The organism is Acinetobacter sp. YH12205 (assembly GCF_013418125.1).
Classification (GTDB): Bacteria; Pseudomonadota; Gammaproteobacteria; order Pseudomonadales; family Moraxellaceae; genus Acinetobacter; species Acinetobacter towneri.
In genome coordinates this window covers 1-26,327 of sequence record NZ_VPCQ01000016.1, presented here as the reverse complement: position 1 = coordinate 26,327, position 26,327 = coordinate 1, and the positions used below count along the sequence as shown (strand labels likewise).

The window sequence follows — 26,327 nt, the reverse complement described above, 5'->3', positions numbered from 1 at the left end:
GGATAATCTTTTTCGGATTCAATCAATAATTGAACCGCTCTATCTCTGATTTCAGGGGTGTATTTTACTTTTTTCATCGGGACATTCTCTCAAGAAAAGTGGTCTCCGACAAACCCGGTACGGTTCAAATTTGCGAAATCAATAACAGCCTGTTCAGTAGCATCATCTACACGGTTTTTTAAATTTGGTACTCGACGGGATTTATTGAGCAGTGCATCAATATCACCAGACTTCACTAATTCCTGATAGCGATAAAATGTATCTCTTGAAACACCCATCACTTTGCATGCTCTGGATACATTCTGAAGCTCTTCAGCTAAATTAAGCAGACCTACTTTGTGTTTAATGATTTGATTGTTAGTATGCAACATAAGAAAGTTACCTTTGTTTGATTAAGATTTCGACACCTTTATCAAAACGGGTAACTTTCTCTTTTTCAGGAAGAATGTACGATCAAGTTTGAACTAATACAAATGAAAACTTTGTTGAGTCACGACTTGAGCTTTTTGTTCTTCATGGACGCAAAAAGCTGCCGCCACGTTCCATAGACTTTGGAACATGAATAAAGCAACTAAGATGCTAATCCACGTGGTAGAACGCATAATGTCGTACTGAAATAAAGTGACGCTATTGTAAAGCCTAGACTAAGTCTAAGGTCAAGTTTTTTTAATGATTATGTTCATGTGGATGGCATTCATCTTCTTCAATCTGTAAAGTCACTTGCGTAATCCCATGCTCATGCCCCAATAACTCTACAGCTTGGTGGTATAAAGCTCTTTGATCTACATCGGGTGCAATCAAATGCGCTGTTAAATGCACATTTTTAGAAGTAATCGCCCAAACTTTAAGCTGATGAATGCCTTGTACACCCTCTAAAGCCAGCAAGTCATTACGTAAAGATTCAATATCAATTTCACTTGGCACACCTTCGAGCAAAATATTGATACTTTGTTTCAGTAGCACCCAAGTTCGAGGTAAGACCCAAAAGCCAATCAACACAGCAATAATGGTATCTACCCACATCCAACCTGTGAAATAAATCACCAGTGCGCCAATGATCACACCCACAGAGCCTAATGCATCACTAAGCACCTCAAGATAAGCCCCTTTCACATTTAAGCTGTCTTGGCTGCTCGACACCAAAATTTTCATTGAAATCAGATTGATGATTAAACCCAAAGCCGCAACAATCAGCATGCCGAAGCTTTGAATTTCAGGTGGCTGACTAAAACGCTGATAGGCTTCATATAAAATGTAAATCACCACCACAAACAACATCATAGCATTAAACAAAGCTGCCAAGATTTCAAACCGTTGGTAGCCAAAAGTACGTTTATCATCTGCAGGCTTTTGCCCAATTTTGATGGCTGCTAAAGCAATGGCTAAAGCAGCGGCATCGGTAAACATATGCGCTGCATCGGACAGTAAGGCCAAACTTTGTGTGATAAATCCTGCAACCACTTCCACAATTAAGAAGGTAAACGTCAAGGCAAGTGCAATGGTTAATTTCTTGGCATTTTTTGCAGTCACTTCAACATGACTGTGATCATGGTTATGAGAACCACTCATGTAGGGCTCCTTATCATTTTATTTAACGGAATGCTTCAGCATTGAAATCGAAGCTTTTTTTAATTTAAAAATTACTCGATTCAGCATACTCGGTTAAAACGATAAAATGATCTTTCATGTGAATACGTCTTTATTTGCGGCGTTTTTTACCTGTTAAAAAGTTCATCGCCTGCGTATAACATGTTGGTGTAATACGCTGTACCAGATCAATTATTTTGGCATCTGTTCGGCTTTGTTGCGCAAATATTTAATAACTATATGATTTTAAAAGTTTTTATTATTTTTATCCAAAATTAAATTTATTTAAATCAGATGCTTACATATTTAAGCAACAAAGCCTCGGCTAACTAAATTTTTTTAGCTTGGTTAGTTATTTTGTCAACTTAATATTTCACAAAAAATTCACTATTAAATACATACTCTTTACTTGGAAGTTAAATGCTGAAATTTATGACTGAAAAAAATTAGCGAATGCTTTCAAGTTAGATTAAGTAAATTGTACCAAATATAAATTTATATAGGTGTATTCTTCAATGGCTATAGAGTTTGTTTCAAAATCAAAACTACCGACTGCATTTGGTGATTTTGAAATTATAGCGTTTCAAGACCAAAGTACTGGTGAAGAACATATCGCTCTTGCTAAAGGCATGGGTACTATTTCTAATCAACCTGTACTCGTTAGAATTCATTCAGAGTGTTTAACAGGTGACGCTTTTGGATCACTCAAATGTGATTGTGGCCCCCAATTACATTCAACCATGAAAATGATTAATGATGCAGGTCAAGGTGTGATCTTATACTTACGCCAAGAAGGTCGCGGCATAGGACTAACCAATAAAATTCGAGCTTACGCCCTTCAAGACCAAGGGCATGATACTCTTGACGCCAATTTATTATTAAATTTACCAGCAGATGCTCGCAAATATGATATGTGTACCATTATGTTAGATTATTTAAAAATAAAGAATGTAAAACTCATTACAAATAATCCCCTTAAAATTAAATCTTTAACTGATTTAGGAATTAATGTTGTTGAACGTATTCCTTTAAAAGTTGGTTTAAATATATTTAACAAAGCTTATCTAGAAACAAAGCAAAAACGTATGTCACATCTATATGATAATAGTGATTTTTAAAAAGCGATCACTTTTAGAAAAAAATCCACGTATAAACTTCCATCTCCCTCTCGGGAGAAGGTTAAGATAAAATACTGTTTTATATTTAATTATGTTTTTAAAGAATACGCAAATACCTATCAAAGAAGCTGGCTTATTCTTTATTTTCTCTCAAGATTTGCGAAAAAACTGTGATTTTTTCTAAAGTCGCATTCATTCCCTTATTAAAAAAAGTATCGACAAGCGCTGAGCCAATGATAATAAGATCTACTTTATTGGCTAATGCTTTAACATGGCTTTCATTTTTGATCCCAAAGCCAATTGCAACTGGGATATTAAAAATAGGCTTGATTTCGGTAATCTTTTTCTCAAGATTAGCCAAATTTAAGTCTCCTCCTGTTAAGCCATTTTCTGCAACATGATATAAAAATCCTGTCGCGCGTGATGAAATTTGCTCTAACCTTTCAACTGGTGTCGTCGGCGCGGTCATTGCAATTAAATGCATATTTTTTTCATTTAATTGCACCTCAAATTTTTCTCGATATCCATATGGAGCATCTAAAATCAATATTCCATCTATAAGATTTTCTGTTTCGGCGATAAGTGTCTCAAAACCATATTGCATCATCGGATTTAAATAAGTCATGAAAATTATTGGTGTCTGGTCATCATGCAGCCTGATTACTTTTACCAACTCAATGGTCTGTTTTACCGTTTGACCTGCATCTAAAGCCCGAAGATGCGCTGCCTGAATGATCTCTCCATCTGCCACTGGATCAGAAAATGGAATACCCACTTCAATAATGTCAGCCCCTGCTTGACCCAATTGGCTTAACAGACGACAACTTTCTGTAAAATTAGGATCTCCAGCAGTAAAATAACAAACCAGACCGCTTCGATTTTCCTGTTTCAATTGCTCTAATTTTTGATCTAGACGGTTCATGCTGTAGCTCCTGCAAGATATTTTTTGACCGTGTTTAAGTCTTTGTCTCCTCTGCCACTTAAATTGACAATAATGATCTGCTCTAGTTGCATTTCTTGAGCAAGTTGAATCGCATATGCAATCGCATGGGAACTCTCAAGCGCAGGAATAATACCCTCCTGTTGACTTAAAAGCTGAAATGCATTTACAGCCTCTTGATCGGTTATAGCCGTGTATGTCACACGTCCTGTTTCAAACAGAATGCCATGTTCAGGGCCAACACCAGGATAATCCAATCCAGCTGATATAGAGTGCCCTTCTAAAATCTGCCCATCTAAGTCTTGTAATAAATAGGTTAAATTGCCATGTAGCACGCCGACTTGACCTTTGCAAATAGAGGCGGCATGTTCACCACTATTTGTTCCTTTTCCACCTGCCTCAACGCCAAACATTTTGACATTCAGGTCTTCTAGAAAAGGATACATCAACCCTAGTGCATTTGATCCCCCACCCACGCAAGCAACTAGAGCATCAGGCAGTCTATTTTCTTTCAGGAGTATTTGGTTTCTGGCTTCTAGACCAATAATTTTCTGAAATTCTCTGACCATCGTCGGATATGGGTGAGGGCCTGCGCCAGTACCCAACAGGTAATAGGTTGTATCCACATGACGAATCCAGTCACGTAATGCTTCGTTCATGGCATCTTTTAAAGTCCCACGACCTTTTTGAACACTTCTGACTTCAGCACCGAGTAATTTCATGCGTTCAACATTCATTTGTTGGCGCTGAATATCTGTTTCTCCCATAAAAATAGTACATTTCATCTTAAAAAGTGCACAAACCGTTGCTGTTGCAACACCATGTTGTCCAGCACCCGTTTCTGCAATGATTCTGGTTTTGCCCATAAATTTGGCTAATAAGATTTGCCCTACACAATTATTGATCTTATGCGCACCCGTATGGTTCAAATCTTCTCGCTTGAAATATATTCGAGCGCCGCCTGCATAAGCTGTTAGGTTTTTTGCATAAAAAAGAGGACTAGGACGACCAACAAAGTCCGTTAAAATCTGCTGATATTCAGCCCAAAATTCAGGTTTGTGCCGAACAGTATTAAAGGCTTGCTCTAATTCTTGAAGTGCTGGCATTAAGCTCTCTGGCATGTAACATCCACCAAATTTACCAAAAAATCCCAAGTCATCAGGACCATTACCTGTATAAGGGGTTGTCATCTCATATCTCTTTTACTATCAAAACTCGTTCGATCTTAAAATATTTTCATTTTTCTGATAATTGATATATTTTGAGCTTATGGTGTTAGAAAATTTTACAACATGAAACGCAGAACATTACCTCCGCTTAATGCTTTAAAAGCTTTCGAAGCTGTCGCCAGAAATAAAAGTTTCAGCTTAGCTGCCGAAGAATTATGTGTAACCCATAGCGCGATTAGCCATCAAATAAAGCAGTTAGAAGAATGGTTGGATAAAAAATTGTTTATTCGGCATTCCTCTACCATCTCCCTTACAACGGATGCAGAAGAATTATCGCTCGTTTGTATGGAGCTTTTTAATCGTTTAGAACAATGCGTCTTTGAGTTAACTAATAAGACATTTGAAGTAGAAGTTGTCATAGGCGCTTCTCATAGTTTTATGGCAAATTGGCTGATTCCTCGATTAGAAAAGCTCGAAGTCATTTATCCCAATATCCATATAAAATTAATGACATGTAATGACTTAAAATTGTTAGAAAAAGAGAAAGTTGACATATTTATCAATAGCGTCAGTGAGCATCATCTACTTCCTAACTTTTTGAATAAATATCTGTTATTTCCCGATAACATGGGTCCTATTTGTAATCGTGAAATAAATCTTCTTCATTCCGTAAATGATCTTTTAAACTATCCATTACTTCATACCCACTCAAATAAAAGTGCATGGCATACATGGTTCGATCAGTTTCAAATACGCTTTTCCCCAAAAGCGAATGAACGTTATTTTGATAGTCTGAATTTAATGATAGAAGCTGCCGTGTCTGGGTTAGGAATTGCCATAGCACCTCAAATTCTAGTAGAAAAAGAAATGTTAAATGGAAGGATCATTGCCCCTTTTGGTTTTATCTATTGTGACTATAATTTTTATGCAATGGTCAGAAAAAATAACGAAAATCGTGATGTTATGAATATCATTGATTGGTTAATGGCCGAGGAAAAAAGTTAAACATTTAATCTTTGATTTGAAAAATTCTATTCATTTGCTCATCTATAACGTCTATTTCACATTCTGTTCACGCTGTGCTGCCTAAGGTATGAACATACACTTCATACGGACACTGATGATGAGACTTGTAAAAACACTAATTGCTACAGCCTTATCCTTGCCGCTTCTGTTGTTAGCCGGATGTAAAAGTATTCCCAGTTATTCAGCCGATTACGCCCAATCCAGAAACGGTATTCAGGGGATAGCGCTGGATCAGGCTAAAGCTCAGGATATCGGCCTCCGCTTTACCTCAGCCTTTAATACCTTGGGCACACCGGAATTTGTGGAAAGAGCCGGATCGCTGTATGCCGACCAGCTGTTTATTAACGATACCCTATCGCAATTTTCATCTCGCCAAAATCTACTCGAGCACTTTCAAGGCATGAACAAACGGGTCAGCAAGGTCAGCGTCAAGCTTTTAAACGCTTCTTATCATCAGGACTCTGCCTATGTGCACTGGCATATGGCCTATGATTTTAAAATGTTCGGCACGACTCGCAGTATGGACTCTTACGGTATCAGTGAAATCAAGATCAACGAAAACAACAAGATTATTTTCCAGCAGGATTTCTGGGACCCTGCGAACGGCCTGTACCGTTCCCTGCCTTATGTTGGAGGGGTCTACTCATGGCTACTGCCTTTCAAAAAATAGCGATTAGTACGGCGTTAGTGATGGGATGTAGCTTCTGTCCATGGGCACAGGCACAAAGCCTGAATCAATGCGGCAATGGTCCGCTGATGGTGGGTAAAAAACAGGTCGGTATGGCCAGTTATTTTGCCCAAAACTGTAGCCAGTCCTGGGAAAAACAAAATATACAAATGGACTTTTCCTATACCCAGAATATTCCGGAATGGGCATTTAAGCGTGCGGCCACACATTTACTGAAACGGAATGTTAAAGACGCAAAAATACATGCTCTATTCAACCCATTCACTGATTTGTATCGTCCGGTCAGATTAGGCGACCTGTACCGTTTAAAATACGACCATGCTACACAGACCCTAAGCTTATCCCTGAACCAGCAGGGTTTAGGGCAGCTTAAACATCCTCTGGCACAACAATATTTTAATATATGGCTGGGTCCCCAGCCATTTAGTGCTAAATTAAAACAGCAATTATTAAATTAGTATCTGCCGCTATGTCGAAACATTTTATCCTGATGGTTGAAGACCATTATGAACTGGCCTCTACCCTATGCGAGTTTCTGGAAGAACATGGCTTTGTGGTCGATCATGCCCGCAATCTGAGTGCTGCTAGACAATTACTGAAACAGCAACGCTACCATATCTTGCTACTAGACATTAATTTGCCTGATGGTTCTGGTTATGAATTGTGCGAGTGGTTACGCAATGAAGAAGGGTTGGACTTACCTGTCTTGATGCTTACCGCTCGGGATACCTTGGATGATAAACTCAAAGGCTTCAATTCCGGCACGGATGATTATCTGGTCAAGCCCTTTGACTTTAACGAGCTGGTGGTTCGGGTCAAGGCCCTGATCAAACGTTCTCTGGGTGAAGTATCTAGCAGTCGTCTGCAAATTCATGACCTAATTTTGGACCCAGCAACACAGCAGCTAACTCGAGCTGGGCAGAACATTGAATTGCCTCCTATTCAGTTTAAACTTTTGAAGCTACTGATGCGTCACTCTCCTAAAGTACTGACCAAACAGGAAATTATGATGGAGCTTTGGGGTGACGAAGAGCCAGAAAGTGATGCTCTGCGCAGTCATATCTATAATTTACGCAAAATGGTCGATAAACCCTTTGAACAAAAGCTGATTCACACCATATCCGGGATTGGTTTAAAGATTGCTTTCGAAGATGAAGCCTAATTTAGGTACACAACGACAATCAGTCCAGTGGTCATTGCCAGGTCAACATTCTGATGAGTGCCAAGATAATATTGCCTGTCAAACAGCTCCACACGCCAACCTAGCTGTTTGCATAGCTTTTGCACCAATTGCAATCCAATGCCATGCCCTTTGATTTCCAGTTGTAGCTGCTGGCCAGACAGTTCCTGAACCTTAGAATTGTTAGGTAAAGGCATGCCGACCCCATTGTCAGCAATCAGCACTTTATTTTTTTCCAGAATCACATCAATTTCTGTGCCCTGTGAATAGTTCAGCGCATTGCGCAGAATATTACCAAACACCATTTTGGTCATGGATGGGTAAAGTTTACGCGGCTGTTCATCGAGGTCTTTTTGCAGGTCAATCTGCATGCCTTTGTTATGACTGACACTCTCTAGATCCTGCACCAGATTGTCCAGACATTCTGAAAGCATGGTCGGTTCAGCAGTTAAAGTATTGGTGGTATTGCGGGCAATGGCCAGCAAGGTATCGACCAGCAGCTGCATGTCTTCAATGGTGTTATGCAGGCGGGTAAAGGACTTGTTGTCGCCATAGCGTGCCTGACACAGCTGCACATTGCCTTTTAAAATGGTCAGTGGCGTGCGCAGCTCATGGCTAACATCTCCGGTAAATTCACGCTCACGCTGAATAAATTCGCTTAATACCTGATGATATTTTTCCAGCGCCTGCTTGAGGTATTCAGCTTCCAGATTGGAGTCGGTGCGGATGTCCTGAAAAGGCGAAGCCTGATTTTTCTGATGTTCCCAGTCGATATGTTCCAGCGCATTGGCCAACCGGGTAATCGGGGAAAAATAACGTCGGGCCCGACGGTTCCACCACCACAATACGCTATATAGCACAAACAGGCTGACCATCAGCGGTGCCAGACCAAACAGCCAGACCAGCTTGTTGACGTTGCTTTCGCCAAACACCAGCAGCACATGCTGTCCGTCTTTTTCACCATACACGGTCATGCGCTCCTTGCCATCGACAAAATGCCGGTTCACCCCTTGCTCAAGCTGCATGTGGCGAAATTGGACTGGCGGCACATCGCTCCAGCGGTAACCATACAGGTTTTTGGTGTCGGGCAGTTCAGCAGCTGGATTACGTTCCAGCCGCTGCCAGTAGTGTGACATTTCCTGTTCTAGCGCAGTTCTGAGCAGGGAACCCTTGATTACCCAAGCACTACAGCCAATCCCGATCACCACAGACAGGGCAATGAATCCGATTTGCAGCCAGTAATAGCGGTTAAACACCTCACCCAGAGGATGATCGTGTTTGTCCCTGAACAGCTTTAACATTGGTGCATTCCCCGCTGGCCCATCCGATTCGCCATTCAATTATACGGTTTTCTTTTTAAACAGAAAGTGACCGATCACCCACTCGCGTCCATGCTCATAACCGAACAGCTCGGCACAGGCCATAAAGAAAATCCGCCAGCGTTGCCACCAGATTGCGGCATCCGCGCCATAAGTTTGTTCAAATAAGGGCTTTAGCTCGGCCTGTTTAGCATCCATATTTTCTAGCCAAGCATTTGCGGTACGTTCATACTGCGTGCCCGCCCATTGCCAGTGCTGTTCTAGCTGTAAATGCTGCTGAAAATGTAGGAAAGTTGAGGCTGCTGGCATCAAACCACCACTAAAGAAATATTGCGACATCCAGTCAAACTCATTTTTGACTTCAAAAGGATAATGCAAGAAACGATGACAGAAAATATGACACCACAATAAGCCATTTGGTTTGAGCCAAATACTGATATTTTCAAATAGTTTTTGATAGTTACGCACGTGCTCAAACATCTCCACTGACACCACACGATCAAAAGAGGCAGGTTCAAGTTGCAACACATTGACATCACAAGTGATCACCGTCAGGTTATCCAGTTTTTTTAAACGGGCTTGTTCCTGAATATACTCGCGCTGCGTTGAAGAATTTGACACGACTGTAATACGGGCCCTTGGATAACGCTCGGCCATATATAGACTTAAAGAACCCCAACCGCAGCCAATTTCCAAAATATCCTGCCCGTCTTTCAGTTGTGCTCGCTGGCAATAGCATGCAAGAGCAGCTTCTTCGGCTTGGTCTAGCGTTGTATCGGCATGTTCAAAGAGACTCGCGCTATATTTCAAACGCTTACCGAGTACTGCCTGAAAAAATGCGGTCGGCAGTTCATAATGCTGTTCATTGGCTTTGTCTGTCTCAATGGCAATTTCGCTGTTTTTCAGCATGGTCAGCACATCCATATAGCGCTGCGCTGCCAATGCGGGGTTAAACCGACCTTCTTGTGCCAAACGTTTTTTGCTTAAAGTACGAATGCCTGCACGAATCACTGGGTCTGGCACCTTGCCATTTTCGATCAGTTCTAAGGTTTTTTTAATCATAAAGTCCATGTATTTACCTACTCTTTGGGTGGCCACGGAATAAACATTGAAGTTCGTCGTTGATAGTCTTTATAGTTGTCGCCACGGTGGGCGAGCGCCTGTTTTTCACTAAAGGGAATACCTGTAAAGTAGTACAAGAATAGCCACATCAGCAGTGGATATATCCATAATTCATAGCATCCTGCTGCCAAACCGAGCACTGGATAGGCAAACCAATGCAGCCATTCAAAAAAATAATTCGGATGGCGCGAATATTTCCACAAGCCCTGATCCATGGTTTTACCTTGATTCTGTGGATCTAGCTTAAAACGGTAAAGTTGCTGATCGGCAGTGCTTTCACCTATCAAAGCCAAGAGCATGATCATACCCGCCCCAATCACAGTGACCAAAGTCCAGTCATTCCATTGCTCGGTCGAGATACTTAACAACTTCAGCATTGGGTAGGAAAACAGTAGCGCCAAACCTGCCTGAAATATAAAAAACACCAGAAAACCAAGATGCTGATAATCCCCCATCGCTCGGCGCATGTTGGCATAACGCGTGTCTTCTTGGGTTTCATTGGCATAGCGCCGTAACAGATGCCAAGTCAGCCGTGAAAACCAGATCCCACTCGCCAGTCCCAGAAATAACCGAACCAACAGTGGTGCACTGTGAATCGCCCAAGCGGCAATAATCATGTTTAGGGCAATACTGAAACTCCAAGCGACATCGACTAGCCCTGCTCTGCGGTTATAGGTCACCAACACCCAGCTACAGAGCATGATGAAGACATTGAGCAAAAATAAATCTAGCAGCATGTCGCCCTCCTGTTTTATTTCTGCTTAGTAAGCACTGGCTTCAAACAGCAAATGAACATCGCTGATCACACCTTCGCGGAAGCCACCTTCGCAATAACACAGATAAAAATCCCACATGCGGATAAAACGCTCATCAAAGCCGAGTTGCAGGACCTGATCATGCTGCTGCAAGAAACGCTGACGCCAGCAGTGCAAGGTCTGGGCATAGCTCTGGCCGATATCTTCCAGATGTTTGAGTCGCAGTTTTTGTTCGGATGCGGTCTGGGTCATGACACTGATACAGGGAATAAAACTGCCCGGGAAAATATAGCGCTTGATATAGTCAACGGTATTCAGGGCTTTGGCATAGCGTGCATCTTCAATGGTGATGGCCTGTATCAAGGCTAGACCATTCGGCTTGAGGAGCTCGCGGCATTTTCGGAAATAAGTTGGCAAATACTGCTCACCTACTGCCTCGATCATTTCAATCGACACCAGCTTGTCGTATTTGCCTTCCAGTAGACGGTAATCTTTCAGCTGGACAGTGACGCGATGTGATAGTCCGGCTGCAGCGACCCGGGCCACGGCTTCATCATACTGTGCCTTGGAAATGGTGATGGTGGTGACTTTACAACCATACTGCTGCGCGGCATAAATGGCAAAACCGCCCCAGCCACTGCCAATTTCGACTAAATGATCCATCGGTTTCAGCTTGAGTTTCTGGCAGATCAGCTCTTTTTTATAATCCGAAGCCTGTTCCAGGGTCATGCCCGGCTCTTTAAACACAGCACTTGAATACATCATGCTGTAATCCAGGAACAGCTTGAAAAAGTCATTGCTCAGGTCATAATGCTCGGCAATATTTTTGCGGCTGCCATCAATCGAATTCTTGCGCGATTTATACCAGACCTTTAACAGTAACTGGCTGGCTTTGGCCACTGCATTCTGATTCATCTGGTCCAGCACATCGCGGTTACGTGCCAAAATGCGGATCACATCGACCAGATTTTCACTGCTCCAGTAGCCACGGATAAAACCTTCGGCAGCACCCAGTACACCATTACGGAACAGCAGATCCATCAGACGAACATCATGCACCTGTATCACCGCCTGTAAATCGCTATTTTCCCCGACAGCCCCGTTCCAGACGCCTTTAAAAATCAGCTGACCATGGCGTAATTTCAGCAGGTGGCGCAGTACCACCGGCAGTGTGCTTTGCTCTCCCATTAACAGTGTTTTCATCGCAATGTGTTTCCTTTTTCTTTTTTAGGATGGCGGTAAAACGGAATTTTCTTTTTCCATAAACGAAAGGCATGCAGATAAATTCCGCTGACCATCCTGAAGGGTTCGAGAACTTTCAGTAAAGCATAGCGATGCTGCTGTGAAAGAACTGTGATGGCCTCCAGGGAAAATTTCAGGGTGGCATCGAATTGCAGCACGGCCTGCTCAAACAGCTGCATATGAATCACGTTCTGATGATCAGAGAAGCTGAAGCGCCAACGATAATCTAGCTCCATCGGCATAAACGGCGACACATGAAAGGTCTTTTTAAAGTCAAACTGATGACTCTGGTACGGCGCATGTTCGTCTGCATTGTTCCGGCAGTCGTGAATGTAGACCTGTCTTTCATTCCACGGTGTATTGGTAATTTCACTCAGTACAAATACCAGTTGGTCGGTGGCATCAAAGACTAGATAAAACACTACAGAATTAAAGCGAAAGCCGAGTGTTCGTGGCAAAGCCAACACCCGGATAGACGCGGCATGCGGTAACAGATAGTTTTCCTGCTTAATCAGCAGGCGTGCGACCTTCTGCCGAATCGAACCATATTCCATGGTCAGAAAATCCCGCTCATCCAGGGTCAGGAAATTCCAGTGCCTGGAAGACCATAGCCAGGATTTTTGGGTAAAGCTTGAGAGTTGATCTGGATCAAACCATAGATAGGTTAGCTGGGTCTCAAAAGTATGGGCTTTGGGCAGGTAACGGCGATGCCTAATTTCGGCAGGGGCAATCGCCAGTGGATACATCTGCATCATGCGCTCCTAGCTGCCTGCTCGGTCTGCTGCAATAGCTGATCGACTACCCAGGAAGCACTACGTGCGCCATCCTCATGAAAGCCCCAGCCCCAGTAAGCACCACAGTATGAGGTGCGGTTCTGACCATTAACCTCTGCCCAGCGTTGTTGTGCTTCAATGGCAGTTGCATCAAACACCGGATGACGGTAGTTTCGTTCCACCCAGACTTTTTTCGGATCGAGGTTAAAGTTAGGATTCAGGGTGGCAAAGACCTGAGTTTTGCATTGCAGGTTTTGCAACTGGTTCATCCAATAGCTAAAACCATAGTGCATATTACTATGCTGGAATGGCGTCTGTTCAGATCCTTGACTCGAGGTTACATGTACATGCCAACTCGCCCATTGGCGACGAGATTTGGGCATAATACTAGTATCTGAATGCACCACCATGCGGTTATCCTGATAGCGGAACTTACCGAGTACGTCCAACTCCTGAGCAGAAGGGTCTTTCAGTAATTTCAGACTATCATCAGCATGGCTGGCAAACACGACCCAGTCAAAACGTTCGGTGCCCTGTGTTGTTTCAATCAGTACATCATTGGCACTGCGTGAAACAAGCTGCACAGCAGTTTTGCGGAAGGTGATATTGGATTGGGCCTGAATCGCACGAACGTAATGCGCTGATCCTCCCTTGACCGTAAGCCATAATGGCCGGTCTTTTAATTGCAACATGCGATGGTGCTGGAAAAAGCTCACCACAAATTTATAGGGAATTTGTCCAGCTTGCTCCACCGGGCAAGACCACAGCGCTCCACACATCGGATAGAGATGTTCCTGACGAAAAGCTGTGCTATATCCATGTTGATTTAAATACTCATCAATACTGAGCTGTGCATCGACCTGTTCCACATCCAGATCTTTATTCGCCGCATAGAAACGGAACAGATCCGACAACATCGCGCGAAAATCCACATTAAAAAAGTTTTGCGGTCGGAATAACAGCGAGAATTTTTTTGAAGGATTGTACTGTAAGCCACTGACCTGATTATTCACCGAAAAGCCCATGTCACTGCTTTGCGATTGAATTCCAAGCTCTTTTAGCATCGAGCAGAACAGCGGGTAGTTATGCTCATTAAACACGATAAAGCCACTGTCTACCGCAACCTGTTCACCATCGATATTTAGCTGATGAGTATCAGTATGACCACCAAAGTAGTTATTCTTTTCAAAGACTGTAACTTGATGCGCTTTGCTGAGTTTCCAGGCAGCGTACAAACCGGAAATACCTGAACCAATAATTGCAATTTTCATGGTGATTCCTTCGAATGAATCGTGGTAGTGCCTGCCGTAGCAGCTTTTTTATTTTTTCGAGCCTGAGCAATTTTACTGGCTTCATAAATCCGTGCCGGAATGGGCTTTAAGTCCCAAACTATCCCGAGCCAAGACATAATTTTTAGGAGATAATAGGTCACATCAATCTGCCACCAGTAAAAACCCTGCCGGGTACTGCCTGCATAATAATGGTGATTGTTGTGCCAACCTTCGCCCAAGGTAATGATAGACAAGAATAAGTTGTTACGGCTGTGGTCATCCGTGTCAAAATCCCGGCTGCCGTAATGATGCGCCAATGAATTAATACACAAGGTCGCATGGATCAATAACACCGTGGAAACCACAAAACCCCAGACCAGAAGTTGCAGGCCGGACGTCCCGAGTTGTGGCCAAGTGATTGCCAACCATTCGCCTAGTACATAAATCCCGCCGGCAGTCAGTAGCACAACAATCAAACTGAAACGGTCTAGCCAGATCAGCTCTGGATATTTCAGCCAGTCCTTGATGACTTCTTTACGTGTAGCAAAATTATATTCATTCAGAAACCAACCAACATGGCTATACCAAAAACCATGCGTCGAGGAATGTGGGTCTTTCAAGGTATCAGTATAGCGATGGTGATAGCGGTGATGCGCTGCCCACCAGAGCGGACCACGCTGCGCACTCATGGTGCCAATCAGCACAAACAGAAACTGTGCTGGACGCGAAGTCTGAAAAGTTTTATGCGATAGATAGCGATGAAAAAAAGCCGTAATTGAAAACATGCGGACCAGGTAGAATGCCAACATAAAACCAATTGCAAACCATGACACTCCAACCCAAAATACTGCAAGGCAGGCGAGATGCAATAAGATAAATGGTAAGATCCTGAGCCACTGAATTTTACTATTTTCAGCAGTCTGGGTTTTGGGCGCTGAAAGTGTAGACCAGCTGTCTATCCATCGCATCAGACTTTTCAACATCGACTCACCCTAAATTTTTGCAACTATATTTATTCTATTTGATGAGTTTAATCAGTCAGATATGAATTTTATGTGAAGTAAATAAAAAAAACCGAACTGTAGAGAGATTTATCAGTTCGGCAAAAGGTTAGCAGATTAATGAGGCAATTTGATAAGTTTTGTAACGTCGTAACCATAATGTTTTGCAGTGTTTATATATGACTGATAAGTTGCTTCATCGAGTTGCGGTTGACGCGATAAAATCCATAGGTATTTATTACTTGGCCCCCCTACGAGTGCCACTTTATATTCCGGGTCTGCTCGTAATACCCAGTAATGACCTTTAGTAAAGGGGATCCATCTTAAACCTTTAGGCAAAAAGCTGCCTTCAGTTTGCTGTTCCCCTGATTTTGCGAATACGCAACACCTTCAGAGCTAATTATCTCACCATTGGCAGTTCGGCAGCTATTCAATACACCGATAGTTTGATCGGCATTGACGCTATATTGTGCCGTGATATTAGCTATACATTTACGCTGAAAATACATCGGTAAATGCGCAATTTCATACCATTTACCGGCATACTTCTGTATATCTACTCGTTCAACTGCCTGAGGCGCAGCAGTTTCTGCTTGAGTCGTTGTAAAGCTGATGATAGACAGTGCTATCGCTGCAAAAGCAGACTTAAATCGCATCTTCATTTTTTAGCCTTGTTGGATCTCAGGATTAAGATAACCCAAGTCGATGTGAACAAAGTGTGAAGATTAAATGCAGGATGAATGTAGGCGAAATTTCAATCTTAAAGCCTGAGAAAATGGAGCAAATCATTTTTCTTGGATCCCCTTTTAAAGCGGTAAATTGGTTTTTTAGATTCAATGTAGCAATATTGTCGATAGTATTATTTAAAAAAGCCAACTAGATCAACATATTAATTCCTGAACTAATCATCTTTTATAAGGCAATTAAATATACATATAAAAAAACTTGATTAATTTTATTTTTAAGGTATAGTTAACTCAACTAGAAAAAAGTCTTGTTTCATTAAATCTCTCTTAAGTATCGTCGTTTTATTCATAATTCTTCGTTTTTTTCAGATTTTAAGTTTCATTCTTTATTATTTTCAAAGTTATATGCAGTCAATAAAATGACTAAAAATTATTAAAAAATCAGTAGGATTTATTATGTCAAACTCAAATGTTGTTAAAGGTACCGTTAAGTGGTTCAATGAAACTAAAGGTTTTGGTTTTATTCAACAAGAATCAGGTCCAGATGTTTTTGCGCACTTTAGTGAAATTGCTAACTCAGGTTTTAAAACATTATTCGAAGGCCAACAGGTTGAATTTAGTATTGCTCAAGGTCAAAAAGGACCGAATGCGGTCAATATTGTTGCTATATAAGCACTAAAATACGAGTTTAAAAAGCACTACTCAGTGCTTTTTTAATTTTAAAGAAAAAGTTGTTGTTCCATATTGGAAAAAATCATAAAAACAGGATATAAATTGTTAAAAGTTAATGAATTAATAGCAAAATCTAAAAATGGTACTGAAATTATCGTTTCTTTAATTCCCTTAAATAAAATGCAGAATACACGTCAAGGTTTTAAAGAAATTGAAGTGGGGAAAAGAGTTCTGCTGGAATCTGGAATTGAGGTAGATTTAAATTTAGATGGTCGTACATTTTATACGTCTTTAAATCAATTATTTAAGCTAAATCAAAAAGTTATTTAAAAAATAATATATTGCTTAATTAATTGAACAGCCGCTCCATAATCTTGTTAAAGGTAAAATAATGTTTAAACAAAATCTAAATGTGAAAGACCAATTTGGTATCAAATATTCTATTCAGGCCACGGTTGAGCGCCATTTTAGTGCTAGCCAGTCTTGTTCCCATGTCAAATATATTACCGTGGATGGTGAAGATATTCGGCCCAGTTTTGAAATGTTTTTCCAAAGTACTTCAAGCGGAAAAATTTTCAAAATTATTTAAGTCGATGAACTACTCACAGCTAAAACAAAGATGATAATATAAAAATATTTATATATTATCGCTTTATATTATTTATAACTCATATAATAATTTTAAATTTCTAGTGGCTTAACTCGCCCTTAAAAGAGCGAGAATGCGCACTATATTTTGTTCAAAATTTCAAAGCCACTCTTTGCTGTCATCTGCCACAGGCATTCCATGCATCACATGCTGAATCATTGCATAAGCGATACTACCTTTAAACGGAATCTCTGGTAACTGATTAAACTTAAAAAATTGCGCATCGCTGAGCTCATCTTCCTGAATCTGAATCTCACCCGAGTGATACTCTGCCCTGAAAGCCATCATCAGGTTGCTAGGAAACGGCCAGGGCTGGCTAGCCAGATATTGAATATTCTTGATCTGCAGCCCAACTTCTTCCAGCGTCTCACGGCGTACTGCCTCCTCCAAGGTTTCGCCCACTTCAACAAATCCTGCAATTAGGCTATACATCTGGGTTTTATTGCGGGCATTTTTTGCCAACAGAATTTCATCTTCGCCGCGGGTGATGATAGTAATCACACAGGGATTCACCCGCGGATACTGGTTATAGCCACAGGATGGACAGACCATGGCATACTGGCTGGCGTGCTGCTGGGTAGCATGGCGACATTTGCTGCAGAAGCGGTGGTTACGACGCCACTCCAGTAACTGCACAGCACGGCTGGCCTCTTCAAACTGTGGCCTGCTCCAGACCTGTACCAGTTGCCGGATCGGGACCAGTTGATAACCTTCGGGTACTGATTCATTTTCTTTTAGATCCCGTGCAATGACTTGGCCATTTTCCGACAGATCCAAGTCGTGCTGCAGTCTTGCTACCAGCGGCAACTGAAAATGCTCATCCACCATTAATTGCTGCTGTCTAAAAATATATGCTTTTGAATGCATGCTCATGACATCCACTGATTAAAAAAAATCCCATACATGGGGGTGTATGGGACAAAACTAAGGAAACTTACATAGAGTAACTTCTCTTTAGATACTAAGCGCACGCTGCCTGAATTACAACCATAATAATTTGTATCTTTTTGATTAAAATCACATAATTTTCACAACAATTATGTATTCAGGAATAATGCGAAGCGCGTTTCATCAACTGGCTGTAGCATTATAGAGATGAACACTCTGTTATTGTAGCAATCATGATTCCTTTGCAATGTCACCAGATCATCTGGTCGGGCTGAATTAACTGAACATGCGGACTGATCTGTATTTTCACAAAAAATTGAACTGGCTGGCTATAGACTAGGCTATCTTTGATCGGGTCTGGAAGGGCTATGCGTTTCGGTTTAATTCTGGGTGACCAACTTCATCATCAGCTTGCTACGCTTAAAGCGCTGGATCGTACCCGGGATGTGATCCTGATGGCCGAAGTGGTTGAGGAAGCGACTTATGTCGCCCATCATCCACAAAAAGTTGCCCTGATTTTTAGCGCGATGCGGCATTTTGCCAAAGAGCTTAAAGCGGAAGGCTGGCGTGTACGTTACCATGCTTTTCAGTCCGGCAGTCCGATTCGTAGCCTGCTGGATTTCGTACAGGCACAGCAACTGCTGTTCCCAGTCACAGAATTGGTAATGACCCGATGCGGGGAATACCGCCTGCAGCAGCAGATTGAACAGCATTGGAGCAAGCATCTGCAACTGCCGGTACAGTATCTGGATGACGATCGTTTTTTCTGTAGCCCGGAGCAGTTCCGACACTGGGCCAGCCGCTACCAGACGTTGCGCATGGAATATTTTTACCGGGAAATGCGTAAACAGACCGGTTATTTGATGCAGAGACAGCAGCCGCTTGGACAACAGTGGAACTATGACAGCGCCAATCGCAAGGCATGGTCAGGCACTCCACCATTCCCTCCAACACTTCATTTTGAACGCGATCAGATTGATCTGGATGTAATGCAACTGGTTGAGCGCGAGTTTCCGCTTCACGCTGGCAGCCTTGACAACTTCCGCTGGGCCACCACACGTAGCAATGCTCTGCTTGCACTGGAGCATTTCATTACCCACAGTTTGCCGCATTTTGGAGATTATCAGGATGCCATGGTTCAGGGTGCAGACATGCTATTTCACAGCCTGCTCTCGCCTTATCTAAATTGTGGTCTGTTACTGCCCAAAGAAGTCTGTGATGCGGCAGAAGCTGCCTACCATGACGGTCATGCACCAGTGAATGCAGTGGAAGGTTTTATCAGGCAGATCCTCGGCTGGCGCGAATATGTCCGTGGAATTTACTGGCTGTATATGCCTGAGTATGCCAGTCGCAATGCGCTGCAGTACTCAACACCGTTGCCACAATTTTACTGGACCGGCCATACCCGGATGAACTGTATGGCGGAGTGTTTCCGTAATACCTTTCAGCATGCCTATGCACATCATATCCAACGTTTGATGGTGACTGGCAATTTTGCTTTATTAACTGGTGTAGACCCGCAGCAGATCAGCGAGTGGTATCTGGCAGTCTATGCCGATGCCTATGCATGGGTAGAACTACCGAACACCTTGGGCATGGTGATGCATGCCGATGGCGGATTGATGGCCAGCAAACCCTATGGGGCTTCGGGCAATTATATCCATAAGATGTCGGATTATTGCAAGCACTGTAGCTACAATGTCAAAACCCGTACCGAACCGGACAGCTGTCCTTTCAACAGCCTGTACTGGTATTTCATGATCCGGCATGAAGCGACATTCCGTACTCATCCACGTATGGGCATGATCTATCGACAGCTGGACAAGCTTAAAGATCGGCCGCAGATTATCAGCCATGCCCAGCAACTTCTTAGCCTGATTGATGAGTTATAAACCATGAAAAAACAGCATCTTCCTGAAAAAATCTGTATGTACTGTTTGCGTCCTTTTACTTGGCGCAAAAAATGGCAACGCTGCTGGGAGGAAGTCAGATACTGTTCTGAACGATGTAAACGTGAGTCCAGACAGCGGTCAAAATCAAACGCTTAGAAACGCTTGTATTGCCGTGAACAATAGGCCCGTATCACGTCGGGTGAACGCAGTTGCAGATGTTTAGTTTTTCGGCCGGTGACGCGTTCACGCCACATTTTAAAACTCGATGCTTTCATATTTTGACGCATCAAGCGGATCACCGCCGCTTCATTTAAACCATACTCACATAAAATAGCTTCAAAAGGAGTTCGATCTTCCCAAGCCATTTCTATAATTCTGGATAAGTCTTCTTCAGAAAATTGATTCATACTATTCTCGTTTTTAATCATTATGAAGCGTCAATAAGCTTTATCGACTTTAATTTAACTAAAAGAATAACAGTACAATCATGAATTTTTTGTGATTTTTTCTAGTTTACGAAGGCTTTGTTGCACAAAGATTTCATAATTATATGATTTTAAAGTTTTGATTGTTTTTTGATCCAAAATTAAATTTATTTAAATCAGATGCTTACATATTTATGCAACAAAGCCTCTGTGAGGCTAGTTGATTTTTCAGATTATGCTAGAGAAGTATTAGCCTTATAAGCTATGAATAGCCATCGATTTACTAGCCACACTTTTCCTAACTAAAAATTTACCGTATATAAAATACTGAAATGCATTTTTACACCCTAGGTTTTACTAAAAGGTAAATCCAATGATATAATTACAAATCAGTTGTTCTGCCGATAATTCTGTACCAAGCACACTCATCAAGGGATTGATTTCCTATTTTTTCACTCAATGTGAAATTTTTGCTTTTATCTACACGCACCAAACTACGACAAAATACGGGGGAATTATGCCTTCCAAAAAAGCATCTTGGTTTGATAACGTCAATCCAAATGTATTTTTTAGCACCGTGATTATTATTTCTGTTTTTTTAGCATTAGTGATATTTACACCAGATGCTTTTAACTTGCTCACCAATCAGTTAAACCAATGGATCACAGCCTCATTTAGTTGGTTTTATGTACTTGCTGTCGCCATTTTTCTGATCGCGCTTACCTGTATCGCCTTGTCTAAAATGGGGCGTATTAAATTAGGTCCAGATCATAGCGAACCTGAATATAAAAATAGTTCTTGGTTTGCCATGTTATTTACCGCAGGAATGGGTATTGGCTTAATGTTCTTTGGTGTGGCCGAACCCGTTATGCACTATGTTAGCCCACCGACTGGAACACCCGAAACCATCCAATCTGCCCAACAGTCCATGCGTATTACTTTTTTCCACTGGGGATTGCATGCCTGGGCTATTTACGCTTTAGTGGGATTAAGTCTTGCTTATTTCTCTTTTAGACATAACTTACCTTTAAAGGTGCGTTCAGGCTTATATCCAATTATTGGCAAGCGAATTTATGGCCCTATTGGCGATGGAATTGATACTTTTGCAACTATAGGCACAATATTCGGTATCGCAACCACTTTAGGTTTTGGTGTAACTCAAATTAGCTCTGGGCTAAATTATCTATTTGATTTTGAAAATAGTATTCAAACCCAAGTTATCTTAATTATCTTAGTCAGTGCACTCGCATCATTTTCAGTTTTTCTTGGTCTTGATAAGGGCATTAAACGACTTTCTGAACTAAATATCATTTTGGCCGTAATACTGCTCGCATTTGTATTTTTCGCCAGTTCGAGTATTTATATTTTACAAACCACCATTCAGAACATTGGTCAATACGTTTCCAATTTATTTGCAATGACCTTTAATCTGTATGCTTATCAGCCTACAGGCTGGATTGGTGGATGGACCATCATGTATTGGGCTTGGTGGATTTCATGGTCGCCATTCGTTGGTATGTTTATCGCTCGTGTCTCCCGTGGACGCACCATCCGTGAATTTATTGTAGGGGTATTACTCATTCCCACAGGTTTCACTTTGGTATGGATGGGTTTTATGGGTAATGCCGCGCTATTTAGTATTCTTTTTGAAAATCAGGGAGGTTTAGTTGCTGCTGTAGAAAAAGACTCTTCTGTTGCCTTATTTGAGTTTTTAAAGCACTTGCCATTTTCTGGGGCTTCTAGCTTACTTGCAACGGTTTTAGTTTTTCTATTCTTTGTGACTTCTGCAGATTCTGGGTCTTTAATCACCGATTATTTAACAGCAAAAACAGAACATTCTCCTGCGTGGCAACGACTGTTTTGGACAGCAACTATTGCTGTGCTCTCTATTATTTTATTGATTGCAGGTGGCTTAGAAGCTTTGCAGTCTGCAGTTATTATGAGTGCCCTACCGTTCACTTTTATTATGCTGCTATTGTGCATCGGACTCATCAAAGCCTTACGTTTAGATGTGACTAAGATGCAAGCTTTACAAAGTGCTCGAATCACACCACGCGCTATACATAATCCAAGAAGCTGGCAACAGCGTTTAAGTTTAATTATGCATTCGCCTCACAGTGAATCCGAAGTCAAAGCCTATATTAAACAGGATGTACGTCAAGCATTTCAGAATTTAAAGCGTGAATTTCAACGTCGCCAACTGGATGTATCTATTGTCGAAAGTGATCAAGGCTTACTATTCAAAGTCAATCATCATGATGAAATTAATTTTATTTACCAAGTAGCTGTAAGTAAAACTCTCCCTCCAAGCTTTATGCTTCAAGATCAAAATGAAGATACTCAGCAGTCTTATATTGCTGAAGTGTTTTTACGGGAAGGTGGTAAAAACTACAATGTGATGGAATGGACACAAGAAGACTTACTTCAAGACATTTTGGAACAATATGAGCGGCATTTATATTTCTTAAATGTGGTTCGCAACTAAGTATTGGAGAATGTAAATTAAATTGTGTAATTGCCTGAATTTGCTATGCTCAAAACAATGAGTGTAACGAAATTGGTTTGATCCGAAGGACAACTAGCCCGACCTGTGAATGAATGCTCATATTTTTATTTTTTTGTGATTTAAGTTATATTTATTGCAGAAATTAGTGCGGTAGTTTCTTTTTTAGCCCGATCTCCCCTGGTCGGGTTTTCTATACTTAAAAATAGCTAAGAACTTTGTAAGCGTCCGCTGAATCCCATACCTATTTTTTAATTCGATTGTAAGCATCCGGCTAACACAGCCTTACCAAGCGATCCTATAAGCCTTAATTTAGTTCCCACCTAAAAACAAGTGGGGACTTAATCCATGAACATGGATATATATTCAGCAACACCTCCTGTTGCTAAAAAACGCCGAAAATACAGCAAAGAATTCAAACTCAGTATTGTCAATGCCTGCAAAAATCCTAATACCTCGATCGCTTCGGTCGCACTGCAACATAGTATTAATGCCAACCTTGTCAGTCGTTGGATCAGGATCTTCAGCCATCATGATGGTGCCGTGCAGGATCCTACTCATGTGAATCCAGCATTTATTGCTTTGCCTTACACTGCTGCAATCAGCCAACCTATTGATGAGAGGATCACGTTGTGTATCACCGTGCCTCATACGAATAATGATATTCAGCTAAAATGGCAGACATCAGAAATACCTGCCTTGGCAGAATTACTCAAGGCACTGGCAACATGATCCGTATCAATGAAATTTGGCTCTCTACCCAGCCCATGGATATGCGAGCAGGAATGGATACTGTCATGGCTCAGGTGGTGAGAGACTTTGGCTACATCAAACCGCATTGCGCCTACCTGTTCTGTAATAAACGTGGTCATCGTATGAAAGTGTTGGTACATGATGGACTGGGCATCTGGCTGTGTGCCCGGCGTTTGGAACAGGGTAAATTTCACTGGGCTCAAGTTCACCAAGGTGAAACCGTGGCCCTCAGCCCGGAACAGTTACAGGCATTAATCCAAGGTTTGCCCTGGCAGAGAATTGGATTGCAGCAAGTGGTGAATATGCTCTAAACCAAGCTCGACCATTCTGCCATCCTCCAAACATTCTATTTCATTCTCTTCATGACCTCAGGCATACTGCGGTCATGAATACGCTGCCTGACTTAAGCCAACTGACCCATGAACAACTGCTGGAATTCACCAGACAGTTGGCGATGCAGCATCAGTCTCTAGCACAATCAAACCAGCAATTAGATGCCAGAGTTCAACATCTTGAAGTCACCAATCAGCAATTAGATTCTAGAGTTCAACATCTTTCTATTCTCAATCAAAAATACGAGCATGAACTGGCGCTGTTTAAAAAGCACAAATTCGCCCAAAAGAATGAACACTTAACGGCAAAACAAATCCATCTGTGGGATGAAGCGGTTGAAGAAGATATTGCCGCGGTTGATCTAGAACTGGAACGGCTAAATGCAGATAAAACCGATGCAGTGACACACAAAGCCAAAACCAATAAACTTAAACGTCGACCACTGCCAGATCATCTACACACCATCCGTATTGAGCATGAACCTGCATCAACCCAATGTGCTTGTGGCTGCCAACTCCGTCGTATCGGCGAAGATGTCAGTGAAAAACTGCATTTCAGACCAGCACAGTTCTATAAGGAACAGCATGTGCGTGGTAAATGGGTCTGTGATCAGTGTGACACTCTGACTCAGCAAGCGATGCCCGCCTATGTGATTGATAAAGGCATTGCTTCACCTGAACTGCTCAGCCATGTTTTGGTATCGAAGTATGCCGATCATTTACCGCTGTACCGTCAGCGCCTGATCTATCAGCGGGCGGGTATTGATTTATCCAGATCAACGTTATCTGACTGGATTGGTCGCTGCGGTGTGGAACTGGAACCTCTGGCTAATGCCTTAAAACAGGTGGTGTTGCAACAGCGGGTGATCCATGCCGATGAAACGCCGGTCACCATCATGCGGATGGGTGAGAATGAGAAAAAACCGAAGAAAGGTTATGTCTGGGCCTATGCCACCACACAGTACAATCCAGTTCAGGCGGTGATCTATGACTTTCAGGATAGTCGTTCAGGCCAGCATGCTGAAGAGTTCTTGAAAGGCTGGCAGGGCTATCTAGTCTGTGATGATTACAGTGGTTATAAAGCACGCTTTAAATCAGGCCAGGTCATTGAGGTGGGCTGCATGGCCCATGCACGTCGTAAATTCCATGAACTGCATGTAACTGGGAAAAGTCAGGTCGCTGAACAGGCATTAGTGCTGATTCAGAAACTGTATGCGATAGAAGCAGAACTCAGGAAAAAGACCGATGGTACAGCGGAAGACCGCCGCGAATACCGACAACAGCATAGTCAACCAGTGATGCAACAACTATATGAATGGCTCAACCAACATCATCTGACAGTGCCATCGAGTTCTCCCACCGCCAAGGCCATCAATTACACTCTGAAGCGTTGGCCAGCTTTAAGCCGCTATCTGGATGATGGCAATCTACCTATTTGCAATAATTGGGTCGAGAATCAGATGCGTCCCTGGGCGTTGGGGCGCAAGAACTGGCTGTTTGCAGGTTCGCTGCGCAGTGGTCAGCGAGCGGCAAACATCATGACTTTAATCCAGTCAGCAAAGCTGAATGGCTTGGATCCGTATGCCTATTTAAGTGATGTGCTGAAAAGGCTGCCGACACATAAAGTGACCCAGATTGAAGAGTTACTGCCACACTGCTGGAAACCTAAATCGAATTAAAATTGGTATGGGATTCAGCGGACGCTTACTATTTCTATCTTCGCCATGACCATATTGACTTCCAATCATTTGTGCCGCATACGGCGCCAGCGCATTAGTAACAACCTGTATATCGGTTTGTCCGCCAAGCGCACCTGTTACAGCAAGTGTGACAGCATTCAACGCACGGCTACTGCCACCGCCCATGCCCCACTGTTTGGTTACAGCCTGTTCATTCGCCAACGCTTCTTTATAAGCATCATCATTTGCAAAATAATCATCTTTTTGCTTGTCAGACATTTTATTCAGCTTGGCTTGCTCTTCAGCATCTAACTGACTGGCAAGCGCTTCAACAGTGGTATCTTTGCCCCCAATATTAATATTGCCAGCACTTAAAGTTGCATAGGTCGTACTGCTGTCTTTGTCCTGCTATGGTAAAGTAGGACTAAAGCTTGTGGTGTCTCTCCGATTCACGTTGTTTATGTACTGTGTAACAGTGCTGTCATTGCCCTAATAATGCATAATTCAAGAATTTTACTTGCTCTTGACCTTAAGCTGTCATTAAAAAGTAAACATGTATTCTTTTCCGAATTGGTTTGATACTCTCTCCACCCATTGCTCTATTTTATCAGCTGTCATGACTTGAAAATCTCGCCAATAATATTTCATCTGCTTCCA

27 protein-coding genes and 5 pseudogenes are annotated in these 26,327 nt (G+C 42.1%); 14 read left to right on the top strand and 18 right to left on the bottom strand.

The features are described 5' to 3' along the window. Positions 1 to 131 precede the first annotated feature (131 nt). The 4 genes and pseudogenes from FTU92_RS13360 to FTU92_RS14200 all read right to left on the bottom strand — a co-directional run. Positions 132 to 371, bottom strand: a pseudogene (locus FTU92_RS13360) (helix-turn-helix domain-containing protein); the annotation flags it as partial. Between the two features lie 102 nt (positions 372 to 473). Then, positions 474 to 602, bottom strand: a pseudogene (locus FTU92_RS14125) (cation transporter); the annotation flags it as partial. Positions 603 to 666: 64 nt separating this feature from the next. Further along, complete coding sequence (locus tag FTU92_RS13355; protein WP_180096432.1) at positions 667 to 1,569, bottom strand: cation diffusion facilitator family transporter; 903 nt, start codon at positions 1,567 to 1,569, stop codon at positions 667 to 669. Positions 1,570 to 1,699: 130 nt separating this feature from the next. Next, a pseudogene (locus tag FTU92_RS14200) lies at positions 1,700 to 1,795 on the bottom strand (short-chain dehydrogenase); the annotation flags it as partial. A gap of 307 nt (positions 1,796 to 2,102) precedes the next feature. Between FTU92_RS14200 and ribA the strand changes: the two are divergent. After that, positions 2,103 to 2,705, top strand: coding sequence for a GTP cyclohydrolase II (ribA, locus tag FTU92_RS13350; RefSeq protein WP_004976959.1), 603 nt, complete (start codon positions 2,103 to 2,105; stop codon positions 2,703 to 2,705). Between the two features lie 133 nt (positions 2,706 to 2,838). On the opposite strand, the gene trpA is transcribed toward ribA, so the two are convergent. Together trpA and trpB are read right to left on the bottom strand one after the other, a co-directional pair. After that, entirely contained in the window at positions 2,839 to 3,627 is a 789-nt protein-coding gene (trpA, locus tag FTU92_RS13345) for a tryptophan synthase subunit alpha (RefSeq protein ID WP_180096431.1), read from the bottom strand. Next, positions 3,624 to 4,835: a tryptophan synthase subunit beta gene (gene trpB, locus FTU92_RS13340; RefSeq protein WP_180072596.1), complete on the bottom strand. Its 1,212-nt coding sequence runs from the start codon at positions 4,833 to 4,835 to the stop codon at positions 3,624 to 3,626. Before trpB ends, trpA begins: the two co-directional genes overlap by 4 nt. A 102-nt stretch (positions 4,836 to 4,937) precedes the next feature. On the opposite strand from trpB, the gene FTU92_RS13335 reads away from it, so the two are divergent. The 4 genes from FTU92_RS13335 (at position 4,938) to FTU92_RS13320 (ending at position 7,690) form a co-directional block, all read left to right on the top strand. Next, entirely contained in the window at positions 4,938 to 5,819 is an 882-nt protein-coding gene (locus FTU92_RS13335; protein ID WP_168379785.1) for a LysR family transcriptional regulator, read from the top strand. Positions 5,820 to 5,937: 118 nt separating this feature from the next. Next, the gene (locus tag FTU92_RS13330) at positions 5,938 to 6,510 is read left to right on the top strand and encodes a nuclear transport factor 2 family protein (RefSeq protein ID WP_026438210.1); all 573 of its coding nucleotides are present in this window, start codon (positions 5,938 to 5,940) and stop codon (positions 6,508 to 6,510) included. After that, complete coding sequence (locus tag FTU92_RS13325; RefSeq protein WP_180096430.1) at positions 6,486 to 6,986, top strand: chalcone isomerase family protein; 501 nt, start codon at positions 6,486 to 6,488, stop codon at positions 6,984 to 6,986. Before FTU92_RS13330 ends, FTU92_RS13325 begins: the two co-directional genes overlap by 25 nt. 11 nt (positions 6,987 to 6,997) lie before the next feature. Beyond that, entirely contained in the window at positions 6,998 to 7,690 is a 693-nt protein-coding gene (locus tag FTU92_RS13320) for a response regulator transcription factor (protein WP_111885226.1), read from the top strand. Here FTU92_RS13320 and FTU92_RS13315 read toward each other — a convergent pair. The 8 genes and pseudogenes from FTU92_RS13315 to FTU92_RS13280 all read right to left on the bottom strand — a co-directional run bounded on the left by FTU92_RS13315 (position 7,687) and on the right by FTU92_RS13280 (position 15,700). Continuing rightward, positions 7,687 to 9,009, bottom strand: a complete 1,323-nt coding sequence (locus FTU92_RS13315; protein WP_168396081.1) for a HAMP domain-containing sensor histidine kinase — start codon at positions 9,007 to 9,009, stop codon at positions 7,687 to 7,689. The genes FTU92_RS13320 and FTU92_RS13315 overlap by 4 nt on opposite strands. A gap of 39 nt (positions 9,010 to 9,048) precedes the next feature. Continuing rightward, positions 9,049 to 10,098, bottom strand: a complete 1,050-nt coding sequence (locus FTU92_RS13310; RefSeq protein WP_087549556.1) for a cyclopropane-fatty-acyl-phospholipid synthase family protein — start codon at positions 10,096 to 10,098, stop codon at positions 9,049 to 9,051. 8 nt (positions 10,099 to 10,106) lie between these two features. Further along, on the bottom strand, positions 10,107 to 10,886 hold the full coding sequence (locus FTU92_RS13305) for a DUF1295 domain-containing protein (RefSeq protein ID WP_087549557.1): 780 nt from the start codon (positions 10,884 to 10,886) through the stop codon (positions 10,107 to 10,109). Between the two features lie 24 nt (positions 10,887 to 10,910). After that, entirely contained in the window at positions 10,911 to 12,107 is a 1,197-nt protein-coding gene (locus FTU92_RS13300; RefSeq protein WP_180096429.1) for a cyclopropane-fatty-acyl-phospholipid synthase family protein, read from the bottom strand. Beyond that, entirely contained in the window at positions 12,104 to 12,898 is a 795-nt protein-coding gene (locus FTU92_RS13295; RefSeq protein WP_180096433.1) for a DUF1365 domain-containing protein, read from the bottom strand. The genes FTU92_RS13300 and FTU92_RS13295 overlap by 4 nt, the downstream gene beginning before the upstream one ends. Next, the gene (locus FTU92_RS13290; protein WP_180096428.1) at positions 12,898 to 14,190 is read right to left on the bottom strand and encodes an NAD(P)/FAD-dependent oxidoreductase; all 1,293 of its coding nucleotides are present in this window, start codon (positions 14,188 to 14,190) and stop codon (positions 12,898 to 12,900) included. Before FTU92_RS13290 ends, FTU92_RS13295 begins: the two co-directional genes overlap by 1 nt. Further along, on the bottom strand, positions 14,187 to 15,173 hold the full coding sequence (locus FTU92_RS13285) for an acyl-CoA desaturase (protein WP_180096427.1): 987 nt from the start codon (positions 15,171 to 15,173) through the stop codon (positions 14,187 to 14,189). The genes FTU92_RS13290 and FTU92_RS13285 overlap by 4 nt, the downstream gene beginning before the upstream one ends. 135 nt (positions 15,174 to 15,308) lie before the next feature. Then, a pseudogene (locus FTU92_RS13280) lies at positions 15,309 to 15,700 on the bottom strand (lipocalin family protein). A gap of 633 nt (positions 15,701 to 16,333) precedes the next feature. On the opposite strand from FTU92_RS13280, the gene FTU92_RS13275 reads away from it, so the two are divergent. The 3 genes from FTU92_RS13275 (at position 16,334) to FTU92_RS13265 (ending at position 17,138) form a co-directional block, all read left to right on the top strand. Then, positions 16,334 to 16,549 carry a cold-shock protein gene (locus tag FTU92_RS13275; RefSeq protein WP_004799092.1) on the top strand — a complete coding sequence of 72 codons (216 nt, stop codon included), beginning with the start codon at positions 16,334 to 16,336 and terminating at the stop codon, positions 16,547 to 16,549. Positions 16,550 to 16,651: 102 nt separating this feature from the next. Further along, positions 16,652 to 16,879 (top strand): hypothetical protein, encoded by a 228-nt coding sequence (locus FTU92_RS13270; protein WP_004761266.1) that lies wholly within the window; start codon positions 16,652 to 16,654, stop codon positions 16,877 to 16,879. A 61-nt stretch (positions 16,880 to 16,940) separates the two neighbouring features. Continuing rightward, complete coding sequence (locus FTU92_RS13265) at positions 16,941 to 17,138, top strand: hypothetical protein (protein WP_019837892.1); 198 nt, start codon at positions 16,941 to 16,943, stop codon at positions 17,136 to 17,138. Positions 17,139 to 17,297: 159 nt separating this feature from the next. On the opposite strand, the gene nudC is transcribed toward FTU92_RS13265, so the two are convergent. Beyond that, positions 17,298 to 18,071: an NAD(+) diphosphatase gene (gene nudC / locus FTU92_RS13260; protein ID WP_180096426.1), complete on the bottom strand. Its 774-nt coding sequence runs from the start codon at positions 18,069 to 18,071 to the stop codon at positions 17,298 to 17,300. A 383-nt stretch (positions 18,072 to 18,454) separates the two neighbouring features. On the opposite strand from nudC, the gene FTU92_RS13255 reads away from it, so the two are divergent. Next, positions 18,455 to 19,978: a cryptochrome/photolyase family protein gene (locus FTU92_RS13255; protein WP_180096425.1), complete on the top strand. Its 1,524-nt coding sequence runs from the start codon at positions 18,455 to 18,457 to the stop codon at positions 19,976 to 19,978. Between the two features lie 3 nt (positions 19,979 to 19,981). Next, positions 19,982 to 20,134, top strand: coding sequence for a DUF2256 domain-containing protein (locus FTU92_RS13250; RefSeq protein WP_136143616.1), 153 nt, complete (start codon positions 19,982 to 19,984; stop codon positions 20,132 to 20,134). Here FTU92_RS13250 and FTU92_RS13245 read toward each other — a convergent pair. Continuing rightward, a complete protein-coding gene (locus FTU92_RS13245; RefSeq protein ID WP_004976999.1) occupies positions 20,131 to 20,385 on the bottom strand; it encodes a TIGR03643 family protein in 255 nt (84 codons plus the stop codon). The genes FTU92_RS13250 and FTU92_RS13245 overlap by 4 nt on opposite strands. A gap of 535 nt (positions 20,386 to 20,920) precedes the next feature. Between FTU92_RS13245 and FTU92_RS13240 the strand changes: the two genes are divergently transcribed. From FTU92_RS13240 to FTU92_RS13225, 4 genes are all read left to right on the top strand, one after another. Further along, complete coding sequence (locus FTU92_RS13240; protein WP_180073164.1) at positions 20,921 to 22,888, top strand: BCCT family transporter; 1,968 nt, start codon at positions 20,921 to 20,923, stop codon at positions 22,886 to 22,888. Between the two features lie 366 nt (positions 22,889 to 23,254). Beyond that, positions 23,255 to 23,638, top strand: a complete 384-nt coding sequence (locus FTU92_RS13235) for a transposase (protein WP_019383553.1) — start codon at positions 23,255 to 23,257, stop codon at positions 23,636 to 23,638. Continuing rightward, the gene (gene tnpB / locus FTU92_RS13230) at positions 23,635 to 23,970 is read left to right on the top strand and encodes an IS66 family insertion sequence element accessory protein TnpB (protein ID WP_180096424.1); all 336 of its coding nucleotides are present in this window, start codon (positions 23,635 to 23,637) and stop codon (positions 23,968 to 23,970) included. Before FTU92_RS13235 ends, tnpB begins: the two co-directional genes overlap by 4 nt. Before the next feature lie 74 nt (positions 23,971 to 24,044). Then, complete coding sequence (locus FTU92_RS13225) at positions 24,045 to 25,670, top strand: IS66 family transposase (RefSeq protein ID WP_180096423.1); 1,626 nt, start codon at positions 24,045 to 24,047, stop codon at positions 25,668 to 25,670. Here FTU92_RS13225 and FTU92_RS13220 read toward each other — a convergent pair. After that, on the bottom strand, positions 25,635 to 25,949 hold the full coding sequence (locus FTU92_RS13220) for a hypothetical protein (protein WP_180073173.1): 315 nt from the start codon (positions 25,947 to 25,949) through the stop codon (positions 25,635 to 25,637). The two genes, FTU92_RS13225 and FTU92_RS13220, sit on opposite strands and share 36 nt — an antisense overlap. Positions 25,950 to 26,210: 261 nt before the next feature. Beyond that, a pseudogene (locus FTU92_RS13215) lies at positions 26,211 to 26,327 on the bottom strand (transposase); the annotation flags it as partial.

What these genes read in the sequence shown, in the direction of transcription:
- FTU92_RS13255 (WP_180096425.1), top strand. Translation starts at nt 18,455, where the DNA reads ATGCGTTTCGGTTTAATTCTGGGTGACCAACTTCATCATCAGCTTGCT.
- FTU92_RS13290 (WP_180096428.1), bottom strand. Translation starts at nt 14,190, where the DNA reads ATGAAAATTGCAATTATTGGTTCAGGTATTTCCGGTTTGTACGCTGCC.
- FTU92_RS13335 (WP_168379785.1), top strand. Translation starts at nt 4,938, where the DNA reads ATGAAACGCAGAACATTACCTCCGCTTAATGCTTTAAAAGCTTTCGAA.
- FTU92_RS13240 (WP_180073164.1), top strand. Translation starts at nt 20,921, where the DNA reads ATGCCTTCCAAAAAAGCATCTTGGTTTGATAACGTCAATCCAAATGTA.
- FTU92_RS13310 (WP_087549556.1), bottom strand. Translation starts at nt 10,098, where the DNA reads ATGGACTTTATGATTAAAAAAACCTTAGAACTGATCGAAAATGGCAAG.
- FTU92_RS13295 (WP_180096433.1), bottom strand. Translation starts at nt 12,898, where the DNA reads ATGCAGATGTATCCACTGGCGATTGCCCCTGCCGAAATTAGGCATCGC.
- nudC (WP_180096426.1), bottom strand. Translation starts at nt 18,071, where the DNA reads ATGAGCATGCATTCAAAAGCATATATTTTTAGACAGCAGCAATTAATG.
- FTU92_RS13330 (WP_026438210.1), top strand. Translation starts at nt 5,938, where the DNA reads ATGAGACTTGTAAAAACACTAATTGCTACAGCCTTATCCTTGCCGCTT.
- FTU92_RS13250 (WP_136143616.1), top strand. Translation starts at nt 19,982, where the DNA reads ATGAAAAAACAGCATCTTCCTGAAAAAATCTGTATGTACTGTTTGCGT.
- FTU92_RS13325 (WP_180096430.1), top strand. Translation starts at nt 6,486, where the DNA reads ATGGCTACTGCCTTTCAAAAAATAGCGATTAGTACGGCGTTAGTGATG.
- FTU92_RS13220 (WP_180073173.1), bottom strand. Translation starts at nt 25,949, where the DNA reads ATGTCTGACAAGCAAAAAGATGATTATTTTGCAAATGATGATGCTTAT.
- ribA (WP_004976959.1), top strand. Translation starts at nt 2,103, where the DNA reads ATGGCTATAGAGTTTGTTTCAAAATCAAAACTACCGACTGCATTTGGT.
- FTU92_RS13275 (WP_004799092.1), top strand. Translation starts at nt 16,334, where the DNA reads ATGTCAAACTCAAATGTTGTTAAAGGTACCGTTAAGTGGTTCAATGAA.
- trpB (WP_180072596.1), bottom strand. Translation starts at nt 4,835, where the DNA reads ATGACAACCCCTTATACAGGTAATGGTCCTGATGACTTGGGATTTTTT.
- FTU92_RS13245 (WP_004976999.1), bottom strand. Translation starts at nt 20,385, where the DNA reads ATGAATCAATTTTCTGAAGAAGACTTATCCAGAATTATAGAAATGGCT.
- FTU92_RS13355 (WP_180096432.1), bottom strand. Translation starts at nt 1,569, where the DNA reads ATGAGTGGTTCTCATAACCATGATCACAGTCATGTTGAAGTGACTGCA.
- FTU92_RS13225 (WP_180096423.1), top strand. Translation starts at nt 24,045, where the DNA reads ATGAATACGCTGCCTGACTTAAGCCAACTGACCCATGAACAACTGCTG.
- FTU92_RS13235 (WP_019383553.1), top strand. Translation starts at nt 23,255, where the DNA reads ATGAACATGGATATATATTCAGCAACACCTCCTGTTGCTAAAAAACGC.
- tnpB (WP_180096424.1), top strand. Translation starts at nt 23,635, where the DNA reads ATGATCCGTATCAATGAAATTTGGCTCTCTACCCAGCCCATGGATATG.
- FTU92_RS13300 (WP_180096429.1), bottom strand. Translation starts at nt 12,107, where the DNA reads ATGAAAACACTGTTAATGGGAGAGCAAAGCACACTGCCGGTGGTACTG.
- FTU92_RS13285 (WP_180096427.1), bottom strand. Translation starts at nt 15,173, where the DNA reads ATGTTGAAAAGTCTGATGCGATGGATAGACAGCTGGTCTACACTTTCA.
- FTU92_RS13320 (WP_111885226.1), top strand. Translation starts at nt 6,998, where the DNA reads ATGTCGAAACATTTTATCCTGATGGTTGAAGACCATTATGAACTGGCC.
- FTU92_RS13305 (WP_087549557.1), bottom strand. Translation starts at nt 10,886, where the DNA reads ATGCTGCTAGATTTATTTTTGCTCAATGTCTTCATCATGCTCTGTAGC.
- FTU92_RS13265 (WP_019837892.1), top strand. Translation starts at nt 16,941, where the DNA reads ATGTTTAAACAAAATCTAAATGTGAAAGACCAATTTGGTATCAAATAT.
- FTU92_RS13315 (WP_168396081.1), bottom strand. Translation starts at nt 9,009, where the DNA reads ATGTTAAAGCTGTTCAGGGACAAACACGATCATCCTCTGGGTGAGGTG.
- trpA (WP_180096431.1), bottom strand. Translation starts at nt 3,627, where the DNA reads ATGAACCGTCTAGATCAAAAATTAGAGCAATTGAAACAGGAAAATCGA.